The following is a 19,581-nucleotide window of genomic DNA, read 5'->3' as shown; positions in this document are numbered from 1 at the left end:
AGGGACGATGGCAGATCCGCAGAGCTACCGCCCACGGACGTCGGACATTCCTACCACACCCGGGGTCTACCGGTTCCGCGATCCACAGGGTCGCGTGATTTACGTGGGCAAAGCCAAGAACCTTCGCTCGCGCCTGAGCTCTTACTTCGTCAAGCCGGCACAGCTGAATCCCAAGACGCACGCCATGGTGCACACCGCCGCGAGTGTGGAATGGACTGTGGTGAGCAATGAACTCGAGGCCTTGCAGCTCGAGTACACCTGGATCAAGGAGTTCACGCCTCGCTTTAATATCGTCTTTCGAGACGACAAGTCCTACCCCTACCTTGCGGTCACCATGGGGGAAAAGTATCCGCGAGCTCAAGTGATGCGTGGAGACCGGCGCAAGGACGTGAAGTACTTTGGGCCGTTCTATCCGGCGAAGGCCATCCGCGAAACCTTGGACACGCTGTTGCGGGTGTTTCCCGTGCGAACGTGTAGCCCCGGGGTCTTCCGGCGGGCTCAACAGAGCGGCCGTCCGTGCCTGCTGGGGTATATCGACAAGTGTTCCGCGCCCTGTGTTGGACGGATTAGCGAAGCGGATCATCGGCAGTTGGCTGACGAACTGTGCCGCTTTATGGGTGGTGAAGGAACCGCCTTTATCCGCGATCTGGAGCGGCAGATGGGCGCGGCCGCCGCGGACATGGACTACGAACGAGCGGCGCGACTGCGAGACGACGTCCAAGCACTCCGGCGCGTCTTCGAGCGCAATGCCGTTGTTCTCGGCGAAGACACGGAGGCGGATATCTTCGCCGTGGCAGAAGACGAGCTGGAGGCTGCTGTACAGGTTTTCCACGTGCGCAATGGGAGAATCCGCGGCCAGCGCGGCTGGGTTGTCGAGAAGGTTGAAGACTTCGGACCCGCCCAGTTCATCACCCATTTGCTGCAGCAGGTCTACGGGAACGACGACGGCGGCGACCGGCTACCGCGCGAAGTCCTCGTGCCCGTCGAACCTGACGAGCGCGAACACCTTGCTGCGTGGCTGAAGACGCTACGCGGTTCAGCGGTCAACCTGCGCGTCCCCCAGCGGGGGGAGAAGGCCGCACTCATGGAGACCGTCCGGGAAAACGCCGAGCAAGCGCTGCGTTTGCATAAGTCGCGCCGAGCCGGTGACATCACGACTCGTTCGGCGGCGCTTCAAGAATTGCAGGAAGCGCTGGGCGTGCCCGTGCCGTTGATGCGGATTGAGTGTTATGACATCTCCCATGTCTCGGGAACCAACGTGGTCGCCTCGATGGTCGTGGTGGAGGACGGGCTGCCCAAGAAGTCGGACTACCGCAAGTTTTCGATTTCGGGCCAGGCCGCTCGGGACGACACCTCGGCGATGTACGACGTCCTGACGCGGCGCTTCAAGCGGTACTTGGACGAGCGTGAGGCCACGGGCACCCTCATCTCTGGTCAGGTAGAGGCTGAGACCGCCGCTGGTGCCCGGAAGTTTGCTTATCCACCGTCGCTCGTGGTCGTTGACGGCGGCCCGCCACAGGTAGCGGCCGCCAGCCAGGCCTTGACGGACTTGGGCATCGACGACGTGTACGTCGTCGGGTTGGCCAAGCGACTGGAGGAGGTCTGGCTGCCAGAGGACGAATTCCCGGTGATCCTTCCCCGCGCGTCCGAGTCCTTGTACCTCCTGCAGCGCCTGCGCGATGAAGCTCACCGGTTTGCCATTACTTTTCACCGGAAGAAGCGCTCGTCTTCCATGCTCGAGAGCGTCCTCGACGACGTTCCGGGATTGGGCCCGGCCAAACGTACGGCGCTGCTGAAGGAGTTTGGATCGCTCAAGAAGCTGCGCGCTGCATCTCGTGAGGAACTGCTCACTGTGTCGGGGATCGGACCGGCGCTCGCAGATCACCTCTACACCGCCTTGCAGGCCCCAGACCAGAGTTAGCCTGCGGGTCACGGATCGGCCGTGTCCGTCCTAGACTGGGCGGTATGGACAGTGAGTTGGAGACGGTCAAGCCCGCCGAGTCAGAGCTGCTCATTATTACGGGCATGTCGGGTGCGGGACGAACGACGGCGGCGCACGCCTTGGAAGATCACGGTTGGTACGTGGTCGAGAACCTGCCACCGCAGCTGCTGCGGCGCCTCATGGAATTGGAGACACCGGCGACCAAGATCTTCAACAAGCTGGCCGTGGTCATGGACGTGCGTAGTAGCTCGGTTAATCCCGAGCTGTCGGAGGCGCTGGCAGACCTGACGGCCGCCGGCGTGCAGTACCGAATCCTCTTCGTAGACGCTGCCGACGACGTCCTGGTTCGGCGCTTCGAACAGGGTCGCCGTCCGCACCCCCTCCAGGAGGAAGGGACGATCCTAGACGGCCTGCGCGCTGAACGCGAACTCTTGAGTGAACTGCGCAATCGAGCAGAGATTGTGCTGGACACAACGCACCAGAACGTCCACAAGCTCTCCACGGAGATCACTCAACTCTTTAGCGACGACGGCCCCATCGTCCTGCGCTTGAACGTCATGAGTTTCGGCTTCAAATACGGTCTACCAGCGGACGCGAACTATGTTGCCGATGTTCGATTTATCCCCAATCCACACTGGGTCGAGGAGCTGCGTCCCCTGACCGGACAAAATGAGGGAGTCAAGCAGTTCGTCTTCGATGCCGAGGGGACCGAGGAATTCATTGGGCACTACCTCAACGCGCTTAAGCCGGCGCTGGAAGGTTACCGGCGGGAGAACAAGCACTATGCCACGATCGCGGTTGGCTGCACCGGTGGTAAACACCGGTCGGTGGCCGTCACTGAGGAATTGGCGCGTCGGCTAGATCAGCTACCACGCGTCACCGTGAATGTCAGCCACCGAGATTTGGGCCGGGAGTAGGCATGACCATGCTGACGGGACAAATTCCCTTGGTCCCACCGCGGGGTGAGGACGGTCCGGGGGAACGAATCCGGGTCACTGCGCTCGGCGGTGGGCACGGCCTCTCCGCTTCGCTGTCTGCCCTGAGGCGCCTCACGCCGGACATCACCGCCGTCGTGACCGTCGCCGACGACGGTGGTTCATCTGGCCGCCTGCGAGCCGAGTTCGACGTGCTACCCCCGGGGGATCTACGGATGGCCCTGGCGGCGCTATGTGATGACTCCGACTGGGGGAGGACCTGGCGCGACGTGATGCAGCATCGCTTCCAAGGGCGAGGGGCCGTGCCCAGCAGCCTAGAAAACCACGCCCTCGGAAACCTGTTAATCGTCACTCTGTGGGAGCTTTTGGGTGATCCCGTGGACGGGCTGAAATGGGCTGGCGCGCTACTCGGGGCTCGCGGCACCGTCTTGCCGATGAGTACGACGCCGCTGGCTATCCAGGGTACCGTCCTCTCCGAATCGGCGTCCGGGGAACTGACCCGGACGGTCGTGCGCGGTCAGGCCAATTTGGCCCATGCCTCCCACCTCGGCACCATTCAGGCAGTTGAGCTTGAGCCTCAAGATGCACCCGCCTGCCGGGAAGCACTCGAGGCAATCGAGCTAGCGGACTGGGTCATCCTCGGGCCAGGGTCGTGGTACACGTCAGTCCTGCCGCACGTGCTATTGCCCGAGACCCGGCGCGCCCTGGAAGCAACCACGGCGCGTCGACTCTTGACCATGAATTTGAACACCAAGACCCGGGAGACGCCGGGGATGAGCGCAGCCGATCATCTCAGGGTCTTTAAACGCTATGCTCCCGATCTACGCATCGATGCCGTGGTGGCGGACCCCGGGGCAGTGGACGACGTCGAGGCTTTCCGCGCCGCAGCCGCAGAACTCGGTGCCGTCTGTTTCTTCGATAAAGTGGGGACGGCGTCCGGCCGTGCCGTGCACTCTCCATTGCGGCTCGCCAACGCGTACCAGGACGTCTTTACGTCCTTTATGAATCGTGAATCCGGTAGTGAGGAACCCTGAACATGGCATTGACCGCGTCGGTCAAGGACGAGCTCGCCCGGCTCGATATCAAAAAGTCCTCGGAGCGCAAGGCAGAAGTCTCGTCGACCCTGCGCTTCGCGGGCGGTTTGCACATCATTTCCGGTCGGATCGTGATCGAAGCCGAACTGGACTTGGCAGCCTCCGCACGTCGTCTGCGCCAAAACATTGCTGAGGTCTACGGTCATCAGGCCGAGATCATCGTGGTCTCTGGAGGAGGCCTCCGGCGCGGCAACCGTTACGTCGTCCGCGTCGTCCGCGAGGGAGAAGCCTTGGCCCGGCAGACTGGGCTCCTCGACGGGCGGGGACGTCCGGTGCGTGGGCTACCGTCGGTGATTGTCAACGGCTCGACGGCCGACGCCGAAGCCGTCTGGAGGGGCGCCTTCCTGGCCCATGGGTCCTTGACCGAGCCCGGTCGATCCTCAGCCCTCGAAATCACGTGCCCAGGTCCCGAGGCGGCGCTCGCACTGGTTGGTTCTGCACGCCGCCTCGACATCGTCGCAAAAGCTCGCGAGGTGCGCGGTGTAGACCGCGTGGTCATCAGGGACGGTGATTCGATCGCCGCCCTGCTCACCAGAATGGGCGCTCACGAGACGCTGTTGACGTGGGAAGAGCGCCGCATGCGCAAAGAAGTTCGAGCCACGGCGAATCGGCTCGCCAATTTCGATGACGCCAATTTGCGGCGATCGGCCCAAGCCGCGGTTGCTGCGGGAGCGCGCGTTGAACGCGCGCTGGAAATCTTGGGCGATGAGGTGCCCGAGCACCTTCGGTATGCCGGATCCTTGCGCATCGCCCACAAGCAGGCGAGCCTCGATGAGCTCGGGCGCTTGGCAGATCCGCCCATGACGAAGGACGCGATAGCTGGACGGATTCGCCGACTGCTGGCCATGGCGGACAAGCGCGCCGCCGAGCTTGCCATTCCGGGAACAGAGGACAGCGTAACAGCGGAGATGCTCGACGGATAAGTTCGTCGAGAATTGTTGCGCGGATTCGTCGTGTGGTGATGCGGTCCGCGCCGTGGGCCGCTAGGCTTGGACGTTGTGAGCTATCAATAGCGATGGTTCCCAAGAACGTCGACTGCGTCTCGTTCTTGTTATCCCCGTCACACTGAGTCAGCAATTGGCGTATGGTGTGGTGTAGGGACGTGGTTGGCCGGTCCGTCAGGGCATCGGGTCAACCGTCCGGCTAGCTGGGTGGATGCCCAGTTAGCGGCACAACGGAGTGTCCAATCTGTCCGCTGGTCACTCCGAGATGTTCTCATTTGGTTTCGAAGTGACCGCACATTCCGGCAAGGAGAAACCACGTGACAACCCGTGTAGGCATTAACGGCTTTGGACGCATCGGACGCAACTTCCTGCGTGCCGCCCACGCCGCTGACGCGAACTTCGAAATCGTCGCCGTCAACGACCTCGGCTCGATCGCCGAGTTGGCTAACCTCTTGAAGTTCGACTCGATCTTGGGCCGCTTCCCGGGCGAGGTGACCGTCGACGGGGATCAGATCGTCATCGACGGATCCCCTGTCAAGGTGCTCTCCGAGCGTGACCCCGCAGCGCTGGGCTGGGGTGAACTCAATGTGGACATCGTCGTCGAGTCCACCGGTTTCTTCACCAAGGCCGAGGGAGCCAAGAAGCACCTCGAGGCCGGCGCGAAGAAGGTCATCATTTCCGCGCCAGCCTCCGACGAGGACATCACCATCGTCATGGGTGTCAACGACGATCAGTACGATCCGCAGGCGCACGACATCATCTCGAACGCTTCCTGCACCACGAACTGCCTGGGCCCGATCGCCAAGGTGCTTAACGACGAATTTGGCATCGTGGAAGGTCTGATGACCACGGTGCACGCCTACACCGCGGATCAGAACCTGCAAGACGGACCGCACAAGGATCCGCGTCGTGCCCGGGCTGCGGCGCTGAACATGGTGCCGACCTCGACCGGCGCAGCGAAGGCGATTGGCCTCGTATTGCCCGAGCTCAAGGGCAAGCTGGACGGTTTCGCGGTGCGCGTTCCGACCCCGACTGGTTCCCTGACTGACCTCACGGTGAAGGTCGGCAAGGAGGCCTCCGTCGAGGAGGTCAACGCGGCCTTCAAGAAGGCTGCTGACGGCGGTCCACTCGCTGGCCTGCTGAAGTACTCCGAGGATCCCATCGTCTCGTCGGACATCACGACGGATCCGCACTCGGCGATCTTCGATGCCCCGCTGACCAAGGTGATCGGCAGCACCGTCAAGGTTTTGGGCTGGTACGACAACGAGTGGGGCTACTCCAACCGTCTGGTAGACCTGACCGACTTCGTCGGTGAGAAGCTCGGTCAGTAGGCACTGATCGGATAGCCTTTTCACATGACTTCTCACACTCTCAACGATCTTCTCGCTGATGGTGTCCGTGGGCGGCACGTTCTGGTTCGTAGCGACCTGAACGTGCCGCTTGACGGTTCTACCGTGACCGACGATGGTCGAATTCGTGCCTCCCTGCCAGTGCTGTCCCAGCTGACTGAGGCTGGCGCCAAGGTCATCGTCATGGCGCACTTGGGCCGCCCCAAGGGACAAGTGGACCCACAGTTTTCGATCAAGCCGGCTGGGCAGCGACTGGCCGATCTGGCGGACTTTCCCGTCACGGTTGCCCAGGATGTCGCTGGTCCGGACGCGCAGCGCTTGGCGAGCGACTTGGCAGAGGGCGAGCTGCTGCTCGTGGAGAACGTGCGTTTCGATGCGCGGGAGACCAGCAAAGACGAAGCCGAGCGGTTGACGTTCGCGCGCGAGCTCGTCGCACTGACGGGGGAGCAGGGCGCGTATGTCAACGACGCGTTTGGCGCCGTGCATCGCCGACATGCCTCGGTCTTCGATGTGGCTGGCCTGCTGCCGGCCTATCAAGGAGACCTCGTTCATACGGAGGTCGAAGTCCTCAAGACGCTCACGGAGGCACCAAAGCGGCCCTACGTCGTCGTGCTCGGCGGCTCAAAGGTCTCGGACAAGTTGGCCGTTATTGACAATCTTCTGGGGCGCGCGGACCACCTGCTCATTGGTGGCGGCATGGTCTTCACCTTTCTCAAGGCCTTGGGCCACCCGGTCGGTTCCAGCTTGCTGGAAGAAGATCAACTTGACGTCGTCAAGGGGTATCTCAAGAAAGCCCGCGAGCTGGGCTGCGAGATCGTCCTTCCGACGGACATCGTGATGGCCAGCAAGTTCGGGGCCGACGCGGAACACGAGGTGGTTGCCGCTGATGCGATGGAAGCTGGTTCCTTTGGTTCCAGCGGCCTGGGACTAGATATCGGCCCCGCGACCGCAGAGAAGTTTGCCAGTTTCATTCGCGGCGCCAACACCGTCTTCTGGAATGGCCCGATGGGTGTCTTCGAGATTGAGGCCTTCGCTGGCGGTACCCGAACCGTGGCGCAGGCGCTGTCAGACTCTGAGGCGTTTAGCGTCGTCGGCGGCGGCGACTCGGCTGCGGCCGTCCGCCAGCTCGGATTCAGCGAGGACAGCTTCGGCCATATTTCGACCGGTGGCGGGGCCAGCCTCGAGTACCTCGAGGGCAAGGAATTGCCGGGCCTGCGGGCCTTGGAAGGGTGATCACATGACGCAAAGTCAAAATGGCGAGTTTGTTCGTCGACCGCTCATTGCGGGCAATTGGAAAATGAACATGGACCACGTTCAGGGCATCACGCTGCTCCAAAAGCTCGCGTGGACCTTGGATGATGCTCATCATGACCACCGTCGCGTGGAGGTAGCCGTGTTTCCGCCGTTCACGGATCTACGCGGCGTCCAGACGCTCGTCGCTGGTGACGACCTCGACGTCGTCTATGGGGCCCAGGACCTCTCCGAGCATGATTCTGGCGCGTACACCGGTGATATTTCGGGCCAGTTCCTGAACAGGCTCGGCTGCACCTATGTCCTCGTCGGGCACTCAGAACGCCGCACCATCCACCAAGAAACGGATGCGACGCTGCGCGCCAAGGTTGAGGCCGCCTTCCGCCACGATCTGACACCGGTACTGTGCGTGGGCGAAGGACTGGAAATCCGCCAAGCAGGCACCCACGTCGAGCACACGCTGGAGCAACTGCGCGCCGACCTCGAGGGCATTACGGCGGAACAGGTGGCTCGCCTCGTGGTGGCTTATGAGCCGGTCTGGGCCATCGGGACAGGCGAGGTAGCGGGGCCTGAGGACGCGCAGGTAATGTGCGCCGCCCTGCGCGCCGAAATCGAGGAGTTGTACGACGCCGCCACGGCGGGGGCCGTACGCCTGCTCTACGGTGGATCCGTCAAGGGGCAGAACGCAGCACAGATTCTCCGCGAACGCGACGTGGATGGCGTTCTCGTCGGGGGTGCGAGCCTCGATGCCGCTGAATTTGCTAGCATTGTCAGGTTCGAGAACCACCTGGTGACCGACTAGTCTCCACGGAAGACGCATACCGAAAGGCCGTAGTGGACGCACTGAAGATTATTCTGCAGGTCCTGCTGGGCATTACCAGCCTCTTGCTCATTCTGCTTGTTCTCTTGCACAAGGGACGTGGCGGCGGCATGTCTGACATGTTCGGCGGTGGCGTGACGAGCAATTTGAGCGCCTCGGGTGTGGCCGAGCGCAACCTTAACCGCTTGACGGTCGGCATGGGTCTCACGTGGGGCGTCGTGGTCATCGCACTCGGCCTGATAGCCCGTTTCAACGTCGAGGTCTGACGGAGGCTGGCGTTCGCTAGCGCATCGTGAGACCACGGCAGAGGCCGCCTCCCCGGAGTTCCGGGGAGGCGGCCTCTGTGGTTCTGGCAACCGATGGACCTTCGCTGCCGGCCGGGCTTACCGTTCGGAAGCCACCACGCTGCGCAGGTTCGTCTTGCGTAAGCCCTCGGTAACGACTTCGCCAAAGACCTCATCCGGATCTAGCCGCCGCAGTTCCTCGGCCAAACAGTCGGAGAGCGGTCGCCGGGGCATGGAAATGCGCTGCACCGGCTGGTCCTGCTGATACAGCTCGGCCACGTGACCGTGGGGCCGGGTCAGGACGACATCGCCGTCCGCGCGGCTGAGCCGAACGCTGCGAACGCCAGTTCCCGGCGTCGTCGAGGCAATGGTCACCGGCACGTCGAGGGTCAAGGTGAGCCACGCAGCCAAGAGGTCTGTGCTCGACGAGTCTCCGGCCCCCTTAACCGTGACGGACGAAATCGACGCGGGATCGATCTGGTCGAGGACGGAGGCTAGCTGGGCGCGCCACAACGTGATGCGAGTCCAGGCGAGGTCTGTATCGCCCGCCACGTAGTGGTCGGAGATGCGCCAGAGTGCGGCTCGAGGTGCCGCCTCGACTTGGGAGTCGGTAATGCGGCGGTGAGCGATGCGACCAATCGGCGTCTCGCTGGCTTGCTCCGGGACGCCGTGCGGCCACCAGGCGACGATGGGCGCGTCCGGCAGAAGCAGGCCGGAGACGAGGGCTTGGTTGGTCGCGGCGAGTTCGCCTTGCCCCCGGAGGACTATCACCTCAGAAGCGCCGGCGTCGCCTCCGACGCGGATCTGCGCGTCTAGGCGGGTGTCCCGGTCCGCTGTTCCCTCGACCACCACGATGATCCGGCACGGGTGTTCCCGACTGGCCAGATTCGCGGCCTCAATGGCTGGCTCTTCGAATCCCTCGGTGGTCAAGACCACGAGCGTTAGCACGCGGCTGAGGGCGACGACGCCGCCCGCTTCGCGGAGCTTCTGGAGCTGCTTCGCGACCTTCGACGTCGTGGTCTTTTCTAGGTCAACAATCATGGGCGGCGCCACGTCCTTCCGTCACGTGCCATCAATTCGTCGGCGCTGGTGGGGCCCCAACTACCGGGTTCATAAGGATCCGGCTGTGCGTCGAGGGAAGCCCAATGCTCCTCGAACGGGTCGAGGATCTTCCAGGACAGCTCAACTTCCTCGTGCCGCGGGAACAGCGGTGGCTCGCCCAGAAGCACGTCGAGGATGAGACGCTCGTACGCCTCCGGACTGGACTCGGTGAAGGAGTGGCCGTAGCCAAAGTCCATGGTGACATCACGGACTTCCATCTGCGTGCCCGGGACCTTTGAACCGAATCGAATCGTGGCTCCCTCGTCCGGCTGAACGCGGATCACCACGGCGTTCTGCCCCATGGTCGCCTCGTGGTTGTCCCGGAAGAGCAGGTTGGGAGGACGTTTGAACACGACGGCGATTTCCGTGACGCGGCGTCCCAAGCGCTTGCCGGCGCGCAGGTAGAAGGGAACCCCGGCCCAGCGCCTGGTGTTGATATCGAGGCGCAGCGCCGCGTAGGTCTCCGTCTTCGATTCCGGGTTGAACCCTTCCTCATCCAGGAAACCGACGACTTCCTCGCCGCCCTGCCAACCGCTCGAGTATTGCCCACGAGCGGATGCCGCAGAGAGGTCTGCCGGAAGCTCGACGGCGGCCAGGACCTTCTCCTTCTCGGCCCGCAGGTGCTCCGCGTCGAAACTAATGGGCTCTTCCATCGCTGTGAGCGCCAAGAGCTGCAGCAAGTGGTTCTGAATGACGTCGCGGGCCGCGCCAACGCCATCGTAGTAGCTCGCCCGGCCGCCAATGCCAATATCTTCGGCCATGGTGATCTGCACGTGGTCAACATGGTTGGCGTTCCACAGCGGCTCGAATAGCTGGTTGGCAAAACGCAGTGCCAACAGATTCTGCACCGTCTCCTTGCCAAGATAGTGGTCAATCCTGAAGACGGCATCAGAGGGGAAAACCTGCTCAACGATGCTATTGAGCTCGCGTGCGGACTCGAGATTGTGGCCGAAGGGCTTCTCGATCACGACGCGCTGCCACGTGTGAGTGTCTTCCTCGACCTGGTCTCGCGTGGCCAGGCCGTGCTGAGACAACTGCTGGCAGACCTGCTCAAACGAGTTCGGTGGGATGGACAGGTAAAAGGCGTGGTTACCACGCGTCCCGCGGGAGCGCTCGAGCTCACGCAGGGTCTCTCCCAACGTCTCGAAGGCCGCGTCATCATCAAAGCCGCCGGTGACAAACCGAAACCCGGAGGAGAGCTGCTGCCACACGGTCTCGTCAAACTCCGTGCGGGCGTGAGTTTCAACCCAGCCGCGGACCTGGCTGACAAACTCGTCATCGCTCCAGTCGCGTCGACCAAAACCCACGACGGCGAAGCTGGGGGGCAACAAGCCGCGGTTGGCCAAATCGTACACCGCCGGCAGAAGTTTCTTTCGGGCTAGGTCTCCGGTGACACCAAAGAACACGAGGGCGGAGGGTCCAGCGATGCGATTGAGCCGGCGGTCGCGGGCATCGCGCAGGGGATTGGACGTACTGAGTGGCATGTCTACTTTCCTGACGAGGGCGGGTGCCTTCACAATGTGCACCCGCCCTCGTCATCGGGAGGACGGCGAAGCCGTCCGCGAGGTGGACGTTAGTCGTTCGCCAGGCTGGCGACTGCTGCACGAATCTGCGCTAGACCAGCGGTCCGATCGCGCGCGTGAAGCCGCACCACCGGACGTCCTAAGTCCACGAGGACTCTGGCATCGCCGGTTGCTTGTGCGCTGATCAATTCACCGAAGGTAAAGGGCCGCTCAGGAATCTCCACATCTACCTCCGTGCCGGCGGTGATCTGGAGAAAAGCCCCCACCCGTGGGCCGCCCTTATGGAACTGACCGGTTGAATGCAGAAAACGCGGACCCCAACCGAAGGTGACGGGCCGCCCAGCGGTCGCAGCGAGGGGACCCCGTACCTTGGCGAGTTCTGCGCAGCTCCATCGATCCGTATACGCCTGGATGCTGACGTAGCCGTCCTCGCTCAAGGCTCCCAGCAGGGCCTTGAGCGCATCCGTAACCGTCGTGACCTGACCGAATAGGTCGGCTGATCCTCGGATCTCGATGACTCCATCGACGGCCAACGGCGCCTCGGGCTCGGGCTGATCGTCGAGCAGACCCCGCGCAGCCGCCTTGGCCGCTTCAACATCGGGCTGATCGAACGGGTTGATGGACAACAAGCGTCCGGCCACGACGGTGGCGACTTCCCACAGGAGCAGCTGCCCTCCCAGAGACCCTCCGACGCGTACCTCGTTCGCCGTCGACGCGTCCCCAGTCTCAGCATCGGGGGCAACGAGGCGCACCACGAGGGTGTCCGCGGCGCCAGAGACCTCTGGTGCGTCTGGCTCAACCACCACAGGGAGAAGGCCAGTGGTCTCTTTGCCGGTCGATTCGGCGATGAGCTGTTCGATCCAATCCGCGAATCCCGTGATTCCCGAGCCCTCGTCCACAAAGACGATCTTGTCTCGCAGGGGATCAGTGCCACCCAAAGCGGCGCCGAGCGCTAGCCCGCTGTTGTCCTCATCGTCTTCGCGCAGAAACTCGGCGGCTTCCTCTGCATCGCTCAGAAGCTCATGAAGATCGACTCCAGTCAGGCCGGAGGGAACCAGTCCAAACGCGGTCAAGGCAGAGTACCTGCCGCCGACGTGTGGATTGGCATTGAAGACGGCGCGGTAGCCGCCCTCGCGCGCCATCTGGTCCATGGGCGAATCTGGATCGGTGACGATCACCACGCGCTGCCGGGCATCGAGTCCCGCCGCGGCAAAGGCCGCTTCGAAAGCGCGCCGCGCGGAGTCCGTCTCAACGGTGGAACCTGACTTCGACGACACCACCAGCACGGTCGATTCGAGCCGGTCGGCGAGAGCGGAGCTGACCATCGTGGGGTCAGTGCTGTCGAGGACCACGAGGTCGACCCCCGCGGTTGCGGTGATCACCTCGGGCGCCAGCGAGGAGCCACCCATTCCCGCGAGGACAACGCGGTCAATTCCCTCGGCTCGCAGTTCGTCGCGGAGGGCCACGATGGGCTCGACGAGACTGCGGGACTGCTCGAAGAGATCCACCCACCCCAACCGCATTGAGGCCTCGGATTCAGCCTCCGCGCCCCACAGCGCGGCATCTTGCTCAAAGAGCCGCGAAGCGAACCGCTCGGACACGAGTTGCTTGACGTGAGCCTCCACGGCTTCCCGGGCGACACCCGTGGCCTCGAAGCTGAGTGAACTCATCCTCACGCCCCCTTGGCGGCTTCAAGGGCCTGACGGACGTCGTCCAGCAACTCGCCCCACGCCACCTCGAACTTCTCGACACCCTCAGCTTCCAGCTGCGCCACGACGTCGTTGTAGCTGATGCCTTGAGCAGCGAGGTCATCGAGGACCTCATTCGAGGTGGCATACGTTCCGGTGATTGTGTCGCCCGTGACGGTGCCGTGATCGGCTGCGGCGTCCAGCGTCTTCTCCGGCATCGTGTTGACCACGCCGGGCGCGACGAGCTCGGTCACGTAGAGCGTGTCCGGAAGGTTCGGGTCCTTGACACCGGTGGAGGCCCAGAGCGGACGCTGCCGATTGGCGCCGGCGCTTTCCAGGGTGCTCCAACGTTCCGTCGTGAACTGCTCCTCATAGACCTGGTAGGCCAGGCGAGCGTTGGCCAGTCCAGCCTTGCCCTTCAGCGCCCGCGCCTCGTCAGTGCCAATGCTGTCCAAACGCTTGTCGATCTCCGTATCTACGCGCGAGACGAAGAACGACGCGACCGAGTGAATCTTGCTCAGGTCATGCCCGTTCTCGTGGGCCTTCTCCAGGCCCTCCATGAAGGCGTTAATCACGGCGCGGTAGCGATCGAGCGAGAAGATCAGCGTCACGTTGACGCTAATGCCTTCGGCGATGGTGGCCGTAATCGCTTCGAGTCCCTCGAGCGTTGCGGGGATCTTGATCATGACATTGTCGCGTCCCACCTTGGCGTGGAGCTTCTTAGCTTCCTCAGCCGTCTTCTGCGTTTCGGCGGCCAGACGCGGATCCACTTCGAGGGACACGCGACCGTCGTACCCGTCAGACGACGTGTACGTCTCAGCCAAGAGATCGCATGCCGCGGCAACGTCGGCGGTCGTGATCTCAAAAATTGCTTCCTCAACGTCGGCACCGGACGCGGCGAGTTCCCTGACCTGTGCGTCGTAGGCATCGTTTCCGCCAGCGACGGCGGCGGCGAAGATGGCCGGGTTAGTCGTCACGCCAACCACGTTCTTCTCCTGAATCAGCTGCTCCAGCGATCCGCTGTTCAACCGTTCGCGGGAAAGGTCATCAAGCCAGATGGAAACGCCGGCCTGCGAGAGGGCGGCAGTGTTCGTGTTGCTCATTAGTTAGTCCTTTACTGTTCGCTACTGCGTTGAACGCGCTTTACCGGGCGTCCGCAATCGACTCGTGCGCGGCTTCCACGACGGCCTCTGCGGTCAGGCCAAACTCGCGGTAGAGGGTCTTGTAGTCGGCGGAGGCGCCAAAGTGATCCAACCCGACGGTCCGTCCGGCGTCGCCGACGAACTCGCGCCAGCCCACAGTGGAGCCTGCCTCGATCGAAACGCGAGCTTTGATGTCCTTCGGCAAAACCGACTGCCGGTAGTCCGCGTCCTGCTGATTGAACCACTCAACACACGGCAGGGACACGACGCGAGCCGCGGTACCCTGCGCGGCGAGTGCCTCGCGTGCCTCCACGGCAATCTCAACTTCCGAGCCGGTGGCCAACAGCAGAACGTCGGGCGTGGTGACCGAGCCGTCGGAATCCAGCGCCTCAGCCAGAACGTAACCGCCCTTGGCAACGCCGGAGACGTCACCGAATCCGGGCGCGGTGCGGTCGAACACCGGCAAATTCTGGCGGGTCAGGACAATGCCGGCCGGATTGTTCGAATTCTCGAGCACCGACTTCCACGCCCACGCGACCTCGTTCGCGTCGGCCGGGCGCACGACGTCGAGGTTGGGAATGGCGCGCAAGCTCGCCAACTGTTCCACAGGCTGGTGGGTCGGGCCGTCCTCGCCGAGTCCGATGGAATCGTGAGTCCAGACGAAGATGGTCGGCACGCCCATCAACGCCGCCAGTCGAATGGCGGGGCGCTGATAATCCGAGAAAATCAGGAACGTTCCATTGAACGCGCGCGTCTTCGAGGACAGCACGATGCCGTTCGTAATCGCACCGGCGGCGTGTTCGCGAATGCCAAAGTGCAAGACGCGGCCGTAGGGATCGCCGGACCACTTGTCGGTAGAATGCGCCGCCGGGATGAAGGACTTAGCACTCGTGATGGTGGTGTTGTTCGAACCGGCCAGATCGGCGGATCCGCCCCACAACTCGGGCAACACGCCGGCGATGGCGTTAATGACTTTTCCGGAGGCAGCCCGCGTGGCGATCGACTCGCCGGCGTCGAAGACCGGGAGGCTCTTTTCCCAGCCAGCGGGCAATTCCCGCTTCTCGATCCGGTCGAACAAGGCCTTCTCTTCGGGGTGCTCGGTCGCCCAAGCATCGAAGGACTTTTGCCATTCGGCGTGCGCCGTGGCACCGCGCTCGACGACCTCGCGCGTGTGGGCAAGGACCTTGTCCTCAATGACGAACGACTGCTCGGGGTCGAAGTCGAGCACCTTCTTGAGGCCCTCGAGCTCCTCGGTTCCGAGCTTGGAGCCGTGGATGCCGCCCGTGTTCTGCTTCGTCGGAGCGGGGTAACCAATGATGGTCCGCAGCGAAATGATGGAAGGCCGCGCTGTTTCGCTCTTCGCCGCCGTCAACGCTGCGTCGAGTGCTTGAATGTCCTCGACGTAGCCGCCGGATTCGGTCCAGTCGACGCGCTGGGTGTGCCAGCCGTAGGCCTCATAGCGGGCCAAGACGTCTTCCGTGAAGGCCACGTCGGTGTCGTCCTCAATGGAAATCTTGTTGTCGTCGTAGATCACCACGAGGTTTCCGAGTTGCTGATGCCCGGCGAGGGAGGAGGCCTCGGAGGTCACGCCTTCTTGAAGGTCGCCGTCGGACGCGATGACCCAGACCGTGTGGTCGAAGGGGCTTTGCCCGGCAGGAGCGTCCGCGTCAAGCATGCCGCGGAGGCGGCGCTGACCGTAGGCGAAACCGACGGCGGAGGCGAGGCCCTGGCCCAACGGCCCGGTCGTGATCTCGACGCCCTCCGTGTGCCCGTATTCGGGGTGGCCTGGCGTCTTGGATCCTGCGGCGCGCAAGGAGGCAATGTCGTCCATTTCCAAGCCGTAGCCGGAGAGGAACAACTGCAGGTACAGGGTCAGGGAAGTGTGACCGGGGGAGAGGACAAAGCGGTCACGTCCGGCCCAGTTGGGGTCCTTCGGATCGTGCCGCAGGTGCTTTTGGAACAGCAGGTAGGCGGCTGGTGCCAAGCTCATAGCCGTTCCGGGATGGCCGCTGCCAACCTTCTCAACGGCGTCCGCGGCCAGGACGCGAATCGTGTCTACGGCACGCTCATCTTCCTGCGTCCAAGACAACTCGACAACTTCCGACTGTGGCGCCACGATGTGGTTCCTCTCTTGAGAGCTTCAGATGTGTCGCCGGAGAACACGGCGACTCGGCATCGCCCACCCTCAAACAGGGCCTTCGTTGGCTCCGGCGCGTGCCCACCACCATAGCCCGTTCACGTCACACACGCCTGCATGTGAACCCACGTGTAACGCCGGTCTCAGCTGACAGCGAAGAAGTGATTCACGACTCATGAGGGCGGGTGCGTCACACCCTCCGAGTTCTACAAGCTGTAAAAGGGTATGATGGTTAGTGTCTGTCCGTACCCCCGCAGAGAACTGAGTGGCATGTCCCTGAAGTCCGTTGTCAGCGACGACGCGCAGGTTGATCGCGCGCGCCGAATGCCGAATGAGCCATTCGGCCACTTCGCGCGACGCAAAGCGGGTGCGTACTTCGCCCTGACCAAGCCGCGCGTCATTGAGCTGCTTCTTGTGACGACGCTGCCGACCATGATCTTTGCCGAACGAGGTTTCCCCAGCGTGGCGCTGATCGTGGCGACCTTAGTGGGCGGCGCGATGGCCGCGGGCGCTTCCGGCGCCTTCAACTGTTACATCGATCGCGAGGCGGACAAACTCATGCGCCGGACGCAGGGCCGGCCGCTCGTCACTGGCGACGTCACGCCGCGCGAAGCCTTGATCTTTGCCTGGGCCCTAGCGATCGTCTCCATCGCCATTCTCTGGGCGGGAGCGAATCTCTTGACCGCCGTGCTAGGCGTGGCTGCCATCTTGCTCTACGTGGTGTTCTACACGTTGATTCTGAAGCGTCGGACGAGCCAAAACATCGTCTGGGGCGGCATCGCTGGTTGCATGCCGGTGCCCATCGCCTGGGCGGCCGTGACGAATACCCTTGAGTGGCCAGTCCTGATCCTTTTCCTCATCATCTTCTTGTGGACTCCACCGCACTACTGGCCCTTGTCGATGAAGTATTCCGAGGACTACGTCGCCGCACGCATTCCGATGCTGGGCGCCATCGCGGGTGCACGCACCGTGTCGGTTCAAGTGGTCTTATACGCGTGGGCGACCGTGGCGTGCTCCCTCTTGCTGGCGCCGCTGGGGTACGCCGGGATCGTGTACACCGTTATTGCTGCTGTCGCCGGGGCCTGGTTCATCCTCGAATCGCACGTGTTGTACCGCGAGGCGCAGCGGCATCATGAGCCAGCCGACATGAACAAGAAGGCTATGAAGGTCTTCCATATTTCCATCACCTACCTCACCCTCGTGTTCGTCGCGCTCGCGATCGATCCGTTTGTCGGGCAGCCTCTCTTCGGCTAAGCACGATTCGATACCGGGCACTGCCTGCGGTTAAACTAAGGGTCGGCTGACTGCGGCCGACGTATGCCGCAGGTGATGAAGCCCCACCTGCTTATTGAGGAGACCGAACGTGTCACAACAGCTCACCCTGACGGTTGACGGCGAATCTCGGGAGGTGGCGGCCGGGACGACCGGAGCGGAGCTGTTCCGAGATCAGAAGACCACTGTCGTGATGCGCGTCGACGGCCAACTGCAGGATCTGAGCCGCGAACTCGTCGCTGACACCCGCGTCGAGTCGGTGTCGATTGATTCGGAGGACGGCCTCAACGTCCTGCGGCACTCGACAGCGCACGTCATGGCCCAGGCGGTCCAAGAGCTGCGGCCAGACGCCAAGCTCGGGATCGGGCCCTACATCACGGATGGTTTCTACTTCGATTTCGACGTGGAAGAGCCCTTCACACCCGAGGACCTCAAGGTCCTCGAAAAGATGATGCTCAAGATCGTCAACAAGAACCAGCAATTTGCTCGGCGCGTAGTGTCCGACGCCGAGGCGCGTGTCGCCATGGCCAGCGAACCCTACAAGCTGAAGCTGCTGGATAAAGCTTCTGAAGCAGATGACGCGGGTGAGGGCGTCAACGTTGAGGTGGGGGCAGGCGAGCTCACGATTTACGACAACGTCGACCGCAAGACGGGCGAGGTGATCTGGTGCGATCTCTGCCGTGGTCCGCACTTGCCCAACACGAAACTCATCTCTAACGCCTTCGCTCTGACGCGCTCAGCCGCGGCCTACTGGCTGGGCAGCGAGAACAATAAGCAGCTGCAGCGGATTTATGGCACGGCTTGGCCGACCAAGGCGGAGCTCAAGGCTTATCAGGAGCGCATCGCTGAAGCTGAGCGGCGCGATCATCGCAAACTCGGCTCCGAGCTCGATCTGTTCTCCTTCCCGGACGAGTTGGGATCCGGCCTGCCGGTGTTTCATCCCAAGGGCGGAATCATCCGTAAGGCCATGGAGGATTACTCTCGGCAACGCCACACGGAAGCTGGGTACGAGTTCGTTTACACCCCGCATATCACGAAGGGCCGCCTCTACGAGGTGTCAGGTCACCTTGATTGGTACCGCGACGGCATGTTCCCAGCGATGCATATTGACGAGACACGCGACGACGATGGCGCGATCGTCAAGCCGGGCCAGGACTACTACCTCAAGCCCATGAACTGCCCTATGCACAACCTGATTTTCGGGTCCCGCGGACGGTCCTACCGCGAGTTGCCCCTGCGGTTGTTCGAGTTCGGTCAGGTATACCGCTACGAGAAATCGGGAGTCGTTCATGGCCTGACCCGCGTGCGCGGTATGACTCAGGACGATGCGCACATTTACTGCACGCGCGAGCAGATGAAGGACGAGCTGACGACGACGCTCAACTTCGTGTTGGGTTTGCTGAAGGACTACGGCCTCGACGACTTCTATCTCGAGCTGTCCACCAAGAACCCGGACAAGTACGTCGGATCCGATGAGGTCTGGGACGAAGCCACTCAGACGTTGGCGGATGTTGCGGCAGAGTCCGGTCTGGAGTTGGTGCCGGATCCGGGAGGCGCTGCCTTCTACGGCCCCAAGATCTCTGTCCAGGCCCGGGACGCCATTGGACGCACGTGGCAGATGTCGACCATCCAGTTGGACTTCAATCTGCCCGAGCGATTCGAGCTGGAGTACCAGGCGGCGGATGGTTCGCGGCAGCGCCCAGTGATGATCCACCGCGCGCTCTTCGGATCCATCGAACGCTTCTTGGGTGTCCTCACGGAGCACTACGCCGGAGCCTTTCCGGCGTGGTTGGCGCCCGTCCAGGTTCGCGCCATCCCGGTGGCTGACGCGTTCAACGATTACGTGTGGGACGTCGTCGAAAAACTCCGGGCACGCGGAATTCGCGCGGAGGCAGATCTGTCGTCGGACCGCTTCCCCAAGAAAATCCGTAATGCCTCCAAGGAAAAAATCCCCTTTACCATCATCGCTGGCGGCGAGGATGCCGACGCCGGTGCCGTGTCCTTCCGCTTCCGTGACGGCAGTCAGGATAACGGTATTGTGATCGACGACGCCGTGGAGCGCATCGTGAAGGCCGTGAAGAACAGGGAGGCTTGATTCC

At 62.8% G+C, this 19,581-nt stretch carries 15 protein-coding genes; 10 read left to right on the top strand and 5 right to left on the bottom strand.

From position 1 onward, the window contains the following. The first annotated feature begins 7 nt into the window (after nucleotides 1-7). The 8 genes from uvrC to secG all read left to right on the top strand — a co-directional run bounded on the left by uvrC (nucleotide 8) and on the right by secG (nucleotide 8,601). Nucleotides 8-1,921, top strand: coding sequence for an excinuclease ABC subunit UvrC (gene uvrC / locus IW252_RS01280; protein ID WP_196834917.1), 1,914 nt, complete (start codon nucleotides 8-10; stop codon nucleotides 1,919-1,921). 44 nt (nucleotides 1,922-1,965) lie between these two features. Then, nucleotides 1,966-2,859 (top strand): RNase adapter RapZ, encoded by an 894-nt coding sequence (gene rapZ, locus IW252_RS01275; protein ID WP_196834916.1) that lies wholly within the window; start codon nucleotides 1,966-1,968, stop codon nucleotides 2,857-2,859. 2 nt (nucleotides 2,860-2,861) lie between these two features. After that, complete coding sequence (locus IW252_RS01270; RefSeq protein WP_196834915.1) at nucleotides 2,862-3,911, top strand: gluconeogenesis factor YvcK family protein; 1,050 nt, start codon at nucleotides 2,862-2,864, stop codon at nucleotides 3,909-3,911. Nucleotides 3,912-3,913: 2 nt separating this feature from the next. Next, nucleotides 3,914-4,894, top strand: coding sequence for a DNA-binding protein WhiA (gene whiA / locus IW252_RS01265; protein ID WP_196834914.1), 981 nt, complete (start codon nucleotides 3,914-3,916; stop codon nucleotides 4,892-4,894). 338 nt (nucleotides 4,895-5,232) lie between these two features. Then, nucleotides 5,233-6,246, top strand: coding sequence for a type I glyceraldehyde-3-phosphate dehydrogenase (gap, locus tag IW252_RS01260; RefSeq protein ID WP_196834913.1), 1,014 nt, complete (start codon nucleotides 5,233-5,235; stop codon nucleotides 6,244-6,246). A gap of 24 nt (nucleotides 6,247-6,270) precedes the next feature. Further along, nucleotides 6,271-7,497, top strand: a complete 1,227-nt coding sequence (locus IW252_RS01255) for a phosphoglycerate kinase (protein WP_196834912.1) — start codon at nucleotides 6,271-6,273, stop codon at nucleotides 7,495-7,497. 4 nt (nucleotides 7,498-7,501) lie between these two features. Then, nucleotides 7,502-8,317, top strand: coding sequence for a triose-phosphate isomerase (tpiA, locus tag IW252_RS01250; RefSeq protein ID WP_196834911.1), 816 nt, complete (start codon nucleotides 7,502-7,504; stop codon nucleotides 8,315-8,317). A 32-nt stretch (nucleotides 8,318-8,349) separates the two neighbouring features. Continuing rightward, the gene (gene secG, locus IW252_RS01245; protein WP_196834910.1) at nucleotides 8,350-8,601 is read left to right on the top strand and encodes a preprotein translocase subunit SecG; all 252 of its coding nucleotides are present in this window, start codon (nucleotides 8,350-8,352) and stop codon (nucleotides 8,599-8,601) included. A gap of 117 nt (nucleotides 8,602-8,718) precedes the next feature. Here the strand turns inward: secG and IW252_RS01240 are convergent, their stop codons facing one another. From IW252_RS01240 to tkt, 5 genes are all read right to left on the bottom strand, one after another. After that, nucleotides 8,719-9,660: a glucose-6-phosphate dehydrogenase assembly protein OpcA gene (locus IW252_RS01240; RefSeq protein WP_196834909.1), complete on the bottom strand. Its 942-nt coding sequence runs from the start codon at nucleotides 9,658-9,660 to the stop codon at nucleotides 8,719-8,721. After that, complete coding sequence (zwf, locus tag IW252_RS01235) at nucleotides 9,657-11,204, bottom strand: glucose-6-phosphate dehydrogenase (protein ID WP_196834908.1); 1,548 nt, start codon at nucleotides 11,202-11,204, stop codon at nucleotides 9,657-9,659. Before zwf ends, IW252_RS01240 begins: the two co-directional genes overlap by 4 nt. 89 nt (nucleotides 11,205-11,293) lie before the next feature. Next, nucleotides 11,294-12,913, bottom strand: a complete 1,620-nt coding sequence (locus tag IW252_RS01230) for a glucose-6-phosphate isomerase (protein ID WP_196834907.1) — start codon at nucleotides 12,911-12,913, stop codon at nucleotides 11,294-11,296. Between the two features lie 2 nt (nucleotides 12,914-12,915). Beyond that, on the bottom strand, nucleotides 12,916-14,034 hold the full coding sequence (gene tal / locus IW252_RS01225; RefSeq protein ID WP_196834906.1) for a transaldolase: 1,119 nt from the start codon (nucleotides 14,032-14,034) through the stop codon (nucleotides 12,916-12,918). Between the two features lie 40 nt (nucleotides 14,035-14,074). Beyond that, complete coding sequence (gene tkt, locus IW252_RS01220) at nucleotides 14,075-16,189, bottom strand: transketolase (protein ID WP_196834905.1); 2,115 nt, start codon at nucleotides 16,187-16,189, stop codon at nucleotides 14,075-14,077. A gap of 345 nt (nucleotides 16,190-16,534) precedes the next feature. On the opposite strand from tkt, the gene IW252_RS01215 reads away from it, so the two are divergent. Then, a complete protein-coding gene (locus IW252_RS01215) occupies nucleotides 16,535-17,464 on the top strand; it encodes a heme o synthase (protein WP_231366068.1) in 930 nt (309 codons plus the stop codon). A 109-nt stretch (nucleotides 17,465-17,573) separates the two neighbouring features. Beyond that, nucleotides 17,574-19,577 (top strand): threonine--tRNA ligase, encoded by a 2,004-nt coding sequence (thrS, locus tag IW252_RS01210; RefSeq protein ID WP_196834903.1) that lies wholly within the window; start codon nucleotides 17,574-17,576, stop codon nucleotides 19,575-19,577. The last annotated feature ends 4 nt before the right edge of the window (nucleotides 19,578-19,581 follow it).

Source organism: Zhihengliuella flava (assembly GCF_015751895.1).
GTDB lineage: Bacteria > Actinomycetota > Actinomycetes > Actinomycetales > Micrococcaceae > Zhihengliuella > Zhihengliuella flava.
This window is presented reverse-complemented; position numbering and strand designations above follow the sequence as displayed.

Coding starts and splice junctions, on each gene's coding strand:
- IW252_RS01240 (WP_196834909.1), bottom strand. CDS start 9,660: ATGATTGTTGACCTAGAAAAGACCACGACGTCGAAGGTCGCGAAGCAG.
- IW252_RS01215 (WP_231366068.1), top strand. CDS start 16,535: ATGCCGAATGAGCCATTCGGCCACTTCGCGCGACGCAAAGCGGGTGCG.
- tal (WP_196834906.1), bottom strand. CDS start 14,034: ATGAGCAACACGAACACTGCCGCCCTCTCGCAGGCCGGCGTTTCCATC.
- uvrC (WP_196834917.1), top strand. CDS start 8: ATGGCAGATCCGCAGAGCTACCGCCCACGGACGTCGGACATTCCTACC.
- IW252_RS01270 (WP_196834915.1), top strand. CDS start 2,862: ATGACCATGCTGACGGGACAAATTCCCTTGGTCCCACCGCGGGGTGAG.
- IW252_RS01230 (WP_196834907.1), bottom strand. CDS start 12,913: ATGAGTTCACTCAGCTTCGAGGCCACGGGTGTCGCCCGGGAAGCCGTG.
- tpiA (WP_196834911.1), top strand. CDS start 7,502: ATGACGCAAAGTCAAAATGGCGAGTTTGTTCGTCGACCGCTCATTGCG.
- rapZ (WP_196834916.1), top strand. CDS start 1,966: ATGGACAGTGAGTTGGAGACGGTCAAGCCCGCCGAGTCAGAGCTGCTC.
- zwf (WP_196834908.1), bottom strand. CDS start 11,204: ATGCCACTCAGTACGTCCAATCCCCTGCGCGATGCCCGCGACCGCCGG.
- IW252_RS01255 (WP_196834912.1), top strand. CDS start 6,271: ATGACTTCTCACACTCTCAACGATCTTCTCGCTGATGGTGTCCGTGGG.
- whiA (WP_196834914.1), top strand. CDS start 3,914: ATGGCATTGACCGCGTCGGTCAAGGACGAGCTCGCCCGGCTCGATATC.